Consider the following 6,318-nt stretch of genomic DNA (forward strand, 5'->3'; position numbering starts at 1 on the left):
CACCCTGCGGGAGCCCGTCATGTGACGGGCTCCCGTTTTTCATTGGCCACCACCGCATGTGGCATCACGGCGAACTGCTAAAGTCTGCGGGTCGCCAGGAGAGCTTTCGTGAATGCGGTAACCCACGATCTTGCTGAAGAGTCAGCCATGGATGCGGAAACCCGCATCGTGGCGCTGTTGCTGCGCAACGGGCGGCTGAAGGAGGCCGACCTGGCCCGCGCCCGTCCGCTGCAGCGTGAAGCCGGTGGCAGCCTGCTGCCGCTGCTGGTGCGGCTGGGCCTGGTGTCTGAACGCGACCACGCGCAGGCCTGTGCCGACGTGCTGGGGCTGCCGCTGCTGGAGGGCAAGGGCGTTCCCGAAGCGCCCCCCGAATCCCTGATCGATGCGCTGCCGTTGTCGCTGCGCTTCCTCAAACAATTCCATGCCTGCCCGCTGGCGCTGCACGACGGCGTGCTCGACCTGTGGCTGAGCGACCCGCAGGAGCCGTACACCGCCGATGCGGTGCAGCTGGCAATGGCGGTGCCGGTGCGCCTGCACGTGGGCCTGCGCTCGGAGATCGATGACGTCATCGAACGCTGGTTCGGCCAGGGCCGCAGCGCGATGGGCGCCATCATCGAAACCGCCGACGGCGAAGGCAGCGTGGTCGACGATATCGAGCACCTGCGCGACCTGGCCTCCGAAGCCCCGGTGATCCGCCTGGTCAACCTGGTGATCCAGCGGGCGGTGGAACTGCGCGCGTCGGACATCCACATCGAACCGTTCGAGAACCGGCTGAAGGTGCGCTATCGCGTCGATGGCGTGCTGATCGAAGGCGAAAGCCCGCCGGCCAACCTCACCGCCGCGGTGATCAGCCGCATCAAGATCATGGCGCGGCTGAACATCGCCGAGCGCCGCCTGCCGCAGGATGGTCGCATCATGCTGCGCGTGCAGGGCAAGGAACTGGACCTGCGCGTGAGCACCGTGCCCACCGCGCACGGCGAAAGCGTGGTGATGCGCCTGCTCGATCGCGACACCGTGGTGTTCGATTTCCATCGGCTCGGCTTCACCGATGCGTTCCTGCCGCAGTTCCGCAAGGTGCTCGAGCAGCCGCACGGCATCCTGCTGGTCACCGGCCCCACCGGCTCGGGCAAGACCACCACGCTGTATACGGCGCTGAGCCAGCTCAATACGGCCGATGTAAAGATCATCACCGTCGAGGACCCGGTCGAATACCAGATCGAAGGCATCAACCAGATCCAGGCCAAGCCGCAGATCGGGCTGGACTTCGCCAACGCGCTGCGCAGCATCGTGCGCCAGGACCCGGACATCATCATGATCGGCGAAATGCGCGACCTGGAAACCGCGCGCATCGCGATCCAGTCCGCGCTGACCGGCCACCTGGTGCTGTCCACCCTGCATACCAACAACGCCGCCGGCGGCATCACCCGCCTGCTCGACATGGGCGTGGAAGACTACCTGCTCACCTCCACCATCAACGGCATCCTGGCCCAGCGCCTGGTGCGCCGGCTGGAACCGCAGCACGCGCTGCGCTACCTGGCCTCGCCGGAGGAGATCGAGAAGTTCGGGCTGCGCCGCCTGCAACCGGAGGGGGACATCTACCTCTACCGCGCGCAGCCCTCGGCGATCGCGCCGACCGGCTACCTGGGGCGCACCACCATCATGGAATTCCTGGTGATGAACGACGAGCTGCGGCGCGCGGTGATGCGCCGCGCCGGCATGGGCGAAGTGGAACAGATCGCCCGCGCCGCCGGCATGCGCACCATGTATGAGGATGGCCTGGCCAAGGCGCTGATGGGCCACACCACGCTCGAAGAAGTACTGCGCGTGACCGAGGAAAGCTGAGCATGGCGCAGTACCGCTACAAGGCCCTCAACGCGCACGGCGAGCTGTTCGACGGCCAGATGGAGGCCGCCAGCGAAGCCGACGTGGCCGCGAAGCTGCAGGACCAGGGCCATCTGCCGATGGAGGCGCGCCTGGCCGCCGAGGGCGGCGCGGGCGGCACCTCGTGGGCGGCGCTGCTGCGGCGCAAGCCGTTCGACGGCGGCGCGCTGGTGCAGTTCACCCAGCAGCTGGCCACCCTGCTCGGTGCCGGCCAGCCACTGGACCGCGCGCTGACCATCCTGCTCGAACTGCCCGAAGACGAACGCAGCCGCCGGGTGATCACCGACATCCGCGACGTGGTGCGTGGCGGTGCGGCGCTGTCCACCGCGCTGGAACGCCAGCACGGGCTGTTTTCGCGGCTGTACATCAACATGGTGCGTGCCGGCGAAGCCGGTGGCAGCCTGCACGACACGTTGCAGCGGCTGTCCGATTACCTGGAACGCAGCCAGGAACTGAAGGGCAGGGTGATCAACGCGCTGATCTACCCGGCGATCCTGCTCGCGGTGGTCGGCGGGGCGCTGCTGTTCCTGCTGGGCTACGTGGTGCCGCAGTTCGCGCAGATGTACGAAAGCCTGGACGTGGCGCTGCCGTGGTTCACCCAGTGGGTGCTCAGCGCCGGGCTGGTGGTGCGCGAGGGCTGGCTGGCGATGATCGTGGTGCCGGCGCTGGCGCTGCTGGTGACCGAACGCAAGCTGCGCCAGCCCGCAGCGCGCCTGGCGCTGGATGGCTGGCTGCTGCAGCGCAAGGGCATCGGCGGGCTGGTGGCCAAGCTGGAAACCGCGCGCCTGGCGCGCACGCTGGGCACGCTGCTGCGCAACGGCGTGCCGCTGCTGGCCGGCCTGGGTATCGCCCGAAACGTGCTGGGCAACCGCGCGCTGGCCGCCGACGTGGATGCGGCCAGTGACGAGGTCAAGAACGGCAACGGCCTGTCCGCCTCGCTGGCCAAGGGCAAGCGCTTTCCACGGCTCGCGCTGCAGATGATCCAGGTCGGCGAAGAATCCGGCGCGCTGGATGTCATGCTGCTCAAGACCGCCGATACCTTTGAACAGGAAACCGCACGCGCCATCGACCGGCTGCTGTCGGCGCTGGTGCCGGTGATCACCCTGGTGCTGGCCTCGGTGGTCGGCCTGGTGATCGTGGCCGTGCTGGTGCCCCTGTACGACCTCACCAATGCCATCGGCTGACCGCCGTGGCGCATTTCGTTCCGACATGCTGCAAGGAGCTTCCATGATCCACCGTCGCAAGCTGGTCCGCTTTTCCTCGCCGCGCAACCAGTCGGGCATGAGCCTGCTGGAAATCATCATCGTCATCGTGCTGATCGGCGCGGTGCTCACCCTGGTCGGCAGCCGCGTGCTCGGTGGTGCCGATCGCGGCAAGGCCAACATCGCCAAGTCGCAGGTGCAGACCATGGCCGGCAAGATCGAGAACTACCAGCTCGATACCGGCAAGCTGCCGGCCAAGCTGGACGACCTGGTCACCCAGCCGGGCGGCAGCAACGGCTGGCTGGGCCCGTACGCCAAGGCCAGCGAGCTGAACGATCCGTGGGGCAACGCACTGGAATACCGCGCACCGGGCGAAGGCCAGCCGTTCGACCTGATCAGCCTGGGCAAGGACGGCAAAGTCGGCGGCAGCAGCTACGACGCGGACATCAAGTACGAGTAAGCGCGCTTGCGTACGTCCGCCGCGCCCTGCCGCACCCGCCGCCTTCGTGCAACGTCGCGACGGCACGCCGTGCGCGGCGTTTCACTGCTGGAGATGCTGCTCGTGGTTGCCCTGATCGCGATCATCGGGGTGATCACCGCCACCGCCATGAACGGTGGCATCGACGGCGTGCGGCTGCGCAACGCCGGCAAGGAAGTGGCCAGCCAGCTGCGCTACACGCGCACCCAGGCCATCGCCACCGGGGAGCGCCAGCGCTTCCTGATCGATCCCGAGGCGCGCACCTGGGAAGCCGCCAACGGTCGCCACGGCAGCCTGCCCGATGCACTCGAGGTCCATTTCCGGGGTGCCGGCCAGGTTGCCGGCGTGGCCAACGGCAAGGGCGGCATCGCCTTCCATCCCGACGGCGGCTCCAGTGGGGGCACCATCGAACTGGGCGTACGCGATGCGCTGTGGCGCATCGACGTGAGCTGGATCACCGGCGAAGTGCGTTCCGGCCCGGTGCGGGGCGCGCAATGAAACGCCAGCGCGGCTATTCGCTATTGGAAGTGATCGTCGCCTTCGCGCTGCTGGCGCTGGCGTTGACGCTGCTGCTGGGCAGCCTGTCCGGGGCCGCACGCCAAGTGCACAACGCCGACCTGCGCACCCGCGCGATGCTGCACGCGCAGTCGCTGCTGGCCGCGACCGGCATCGAACAACCCCTGCAGGAAGGGCGTTCTCAGGGCGACTGGGAAGACGGCCGCTACCGCTGGGAGCTGCAGGTGGAACCGTACGTGGATGCGCGCGCCAGTGCGCTGCCGCAGGCCGCCGCGAACACCGTCAGCGGGCCGACGCTGGCGCAGCTGACCCTGCAGGTGCGCTGGGGTGAAGGCAATGGCGAACGCCTGCAGTGGCGTTCGCTGCGGCTGTTGCCCAACACGCCCGAGGCGCCCCGATGAGCCGGCGCGGCGCACGCGGCTTCACCCTGATCGAAGTGCTGCTGGCCACCGTGCTGCTGGTCGGCGGGCTGGCGCTGGCCTTCGCCACCGTGCGCTCGGCGATGAACATCGCCCAGCGGGGTGAGCGCGTGGCCGCGCAGAACGAGCGCATGCGCGCGGTGGAAGGTTTCCTGCGCCGGCGCCTCAGCATGGCGCTGCCGACCGCCGCCGAGCCGCCTGATCCCACCCGCGAACCGCTGTATTTCCAGGGCGAGCCACAGCGCATGCTGTTCGTGTCCGAACTGCCGGGCTATCTCGGCCGCGGTGGGCCCTACGTGCATGAGCTGCAGGTCAATCGCAACGGCGATGCACTGCGGCTGGACGTTGCGCTGACCCTGGTGCAGAACGGCGAGCGCATCGACGAAACCCCGCCCCGCGCGCCGGAACTGCTGGCCGACGCGCTGCGCGAGGTCGCCTTCCGCTACCGCGGCATCGATCCGCGCAGCGGCCAGCTGGGCGAGTGGCAGACGCGCTGGGATGACACCCGGCGGCTGCCGCTGCTGGTGGAGATCCGCATCGTGCCGCAGCAGGGCCCGGCATGGCCGCCGATGGTGGCCGCGTTGTCGCAGTCGCGCGGGCCTCGCTCGTGAGGCGCGCGCGCGGTGCAGCGCTGGTGCTGGTGCTGTGGTTGATCGCACTGCTCACCGCCGTGGTCGGCGCGTTCGCGCTCAGCGCGCGCATCGAACACCTGCAGCAGCGGGTGATCGGTGACGATGCGATCGGCCAGGAGCATGCGCGCGCCGGGCTGGAGTACGCCCTGTTCCGCCTGCGTCCCTCCGCGCTGCAACCGCCGTGGCAGGCCGATGGCCGTCGCTATCGCTGGACCTTCGATGGCCGCCAGGTCGACCTGCGGATCATCGACGAGAACGGCAAGGTCAACCTCAACCTGGCCGATACCGCCTTGTTGACCGCGTTCCTGCGCGCGTTGGAGGTGGAACCCGGGCGCGCCCAGCAGTTGGCGGGTGCGATCGCCGATTGGCGCGATCCCGACAGCCTCAAGCAGCCCGGCGGCGGTGCGGAGACGGCGGATTACCAGGCGGCCGGCCTGCCGTATGGCGCGCGCAACGGGCGCTTCGAGACGCTCGGCGAGCTGCAGCGGGTGCTGGGCATGGACGCCGAGCTGTATGAACGGATGGAACCGATGCTGACCCTGTACAGTCGGCAGTCGCGTCCGGATCCCCGGTTCGCGGCCGGGCCGGTGTTGAACGCGCTCGGGCTGGATGCCGAACGCCTGCTGGCCGAGCGCGAGCGGGCCGAAGCGGCCGGCGACGAAAACGTGACCGGCGCGCTTGCCAGTGGCAGCGGCACCTATAGTATCGAGAGCCGCGCGCTGGATGAACGCGGACGGGTTTCGGTGTTGCGCGCGGTAGTGCGCATGGGCGCGGCAGGCACGCCGGGAACGACTTACACAGTACTTCGCTGGGAACAGGGAATGGCAGCACGATGACGGCATGGCGGGACAGTCTGGTGCAGGCACGGGGACGGTTCGCGCCCGGCGTGGGCAATGGCCTGCGCTGGTGGCGGCGTTCGCTGCTGGCCTGGCTGCCGCTACGCTGGCAATGGGCGATGGGCTGGTCGCGTTCGCGCCTGCTGCTGTCGCGGCATGCCGAACAGCTGGTGCTGCGCCGCGATACCGCCGCCCAGCTGCAGGCCGTGGCCGAACTGCCGTGGCCAACCACCCCGGCAGACCTGGAGCGGGTGCTGGATGCGCGCCTGCGCGCGCTGCCCCGGCACTGGGTGCTGCCGGCCGCCGCGGTGCTGCGCCGCCCGCTGCGCCTGCCGGCCGCCGCCGCACCGCGCC

7 protein-coding genes and 1 pseudogene are annotated in these 6,318 nt (G+C 69.3%); all 8 read left to right on the plus strand.

The features are described from left to right. The first annotated feature begins 108 nt into the window (after positions 1-108). The gene (gspE, locus tag QMX79_RS04360) at positions 109-1,842 is read left to right on the plus strand and encodes a type II secretion system ATPase GspE (protein ID WP_282244762.1); all 1,734 of its coding nucleotides are present in this window, start codon (positions 109-111) and stop codon (positions 1,840-1,842) included. Positions 1,843-1,844: 2 nt separating this feature from the next. Next, positions 1,845-3,065 (plus strand): type II secretion system F family protein, encoded by a 1,221-nt coding sequence (locus QMX79_RS04365; RefSeq protein ID WP_282244764.1) that lies wholly within the window; start codon positions 1,845-1,847, stop codon positions 3,063-3,065. Between the two features lie 43 nt (positions 3,066-3,108). Beyond that, entirely contained in the window at positions 3,109-3,543 is a 435-nt protein-coding gene (gene gspG / locus QMX79_RS04370; protein WP_282244766.1) for a type II secretion system major pseudopilin GspG, read from the plus strand. 93 nt (positions 3,544-3,636) lie between these two features. Beyond that, positions 3,637-4,059: a GspH/FimT family pseudopilin gene (locus QMX79_RS04375; RefSeq protein WP_282244775.1), complete on the plus strand. Its 423-nt coding sequence runs from the start codon at positions 3,637-3,639 to the stop codon at positions 4,057-4,059. Continuing rightward, the gene (locus tag QMX79_RS04380) at positions 4,056-4,478 is read left to right on the plus strand and encodes a prepilin-type N-terminal cleavage/methylation domain-containing protein (protein ID WP_282244768.1); all 423 of its coding nucleotides are present in this window, start codon (positions 4,056-4,058) and stop codon (positions 4,476-4,478) included. Before QMX79_RS04375 ends, QMX79_RS04380 begins: the two co-directional genes overlap by 4 nt. Continuing rightward, positions 4,475-5,107: a type II secretion system protein J gene (locus QMX79_RS04385; protein ID WP_282244770.1), complete on the plus strand. Its 633-nt coding sequence runs from the start codon at positions 4,475-4,477 to the stop codon at positions 5,105-5,107. The genes QMX79_RS04380 and QMX79_RS04385 overlap by 4 nt, the downstream gene beginning before the upstream one ends. Continuing rightward, complete coding sequence (locus QMX79_RS04390; protein WP_282244772.1) at positions 5,104-5,964, plus strand: type II secretion system protein GspK; 861 nt, start codon at positions 5,104-5,106, stop codon at positions 5,962-5,964. Before QMX79_RS04385 ends, QMX79_RS04390 begins: the two co-directional genes overlap by 4 nt. Then, positions 5,961-6,318 (plus strand): annotated as a pseudogene (locus QMX79_RS04395) (hypothetical protein); the annotation flags it as partial. The gene QMX79_RS04390 and the pseudogene QMX79_RS04395, both read left to right, overlap by 4 nt.

Origin of the sequence: Stenotrophomonas sp. PS02300, assembly GCF_029959395.1 — a bacterium.
GTDB lineage: Bacteria > Pseudomonadota > Gammaproteobacteria > Xanthomonadales > Xanthomonadaceae > Stenotrophomonas > Stenotrophomonas maltophilia_AD.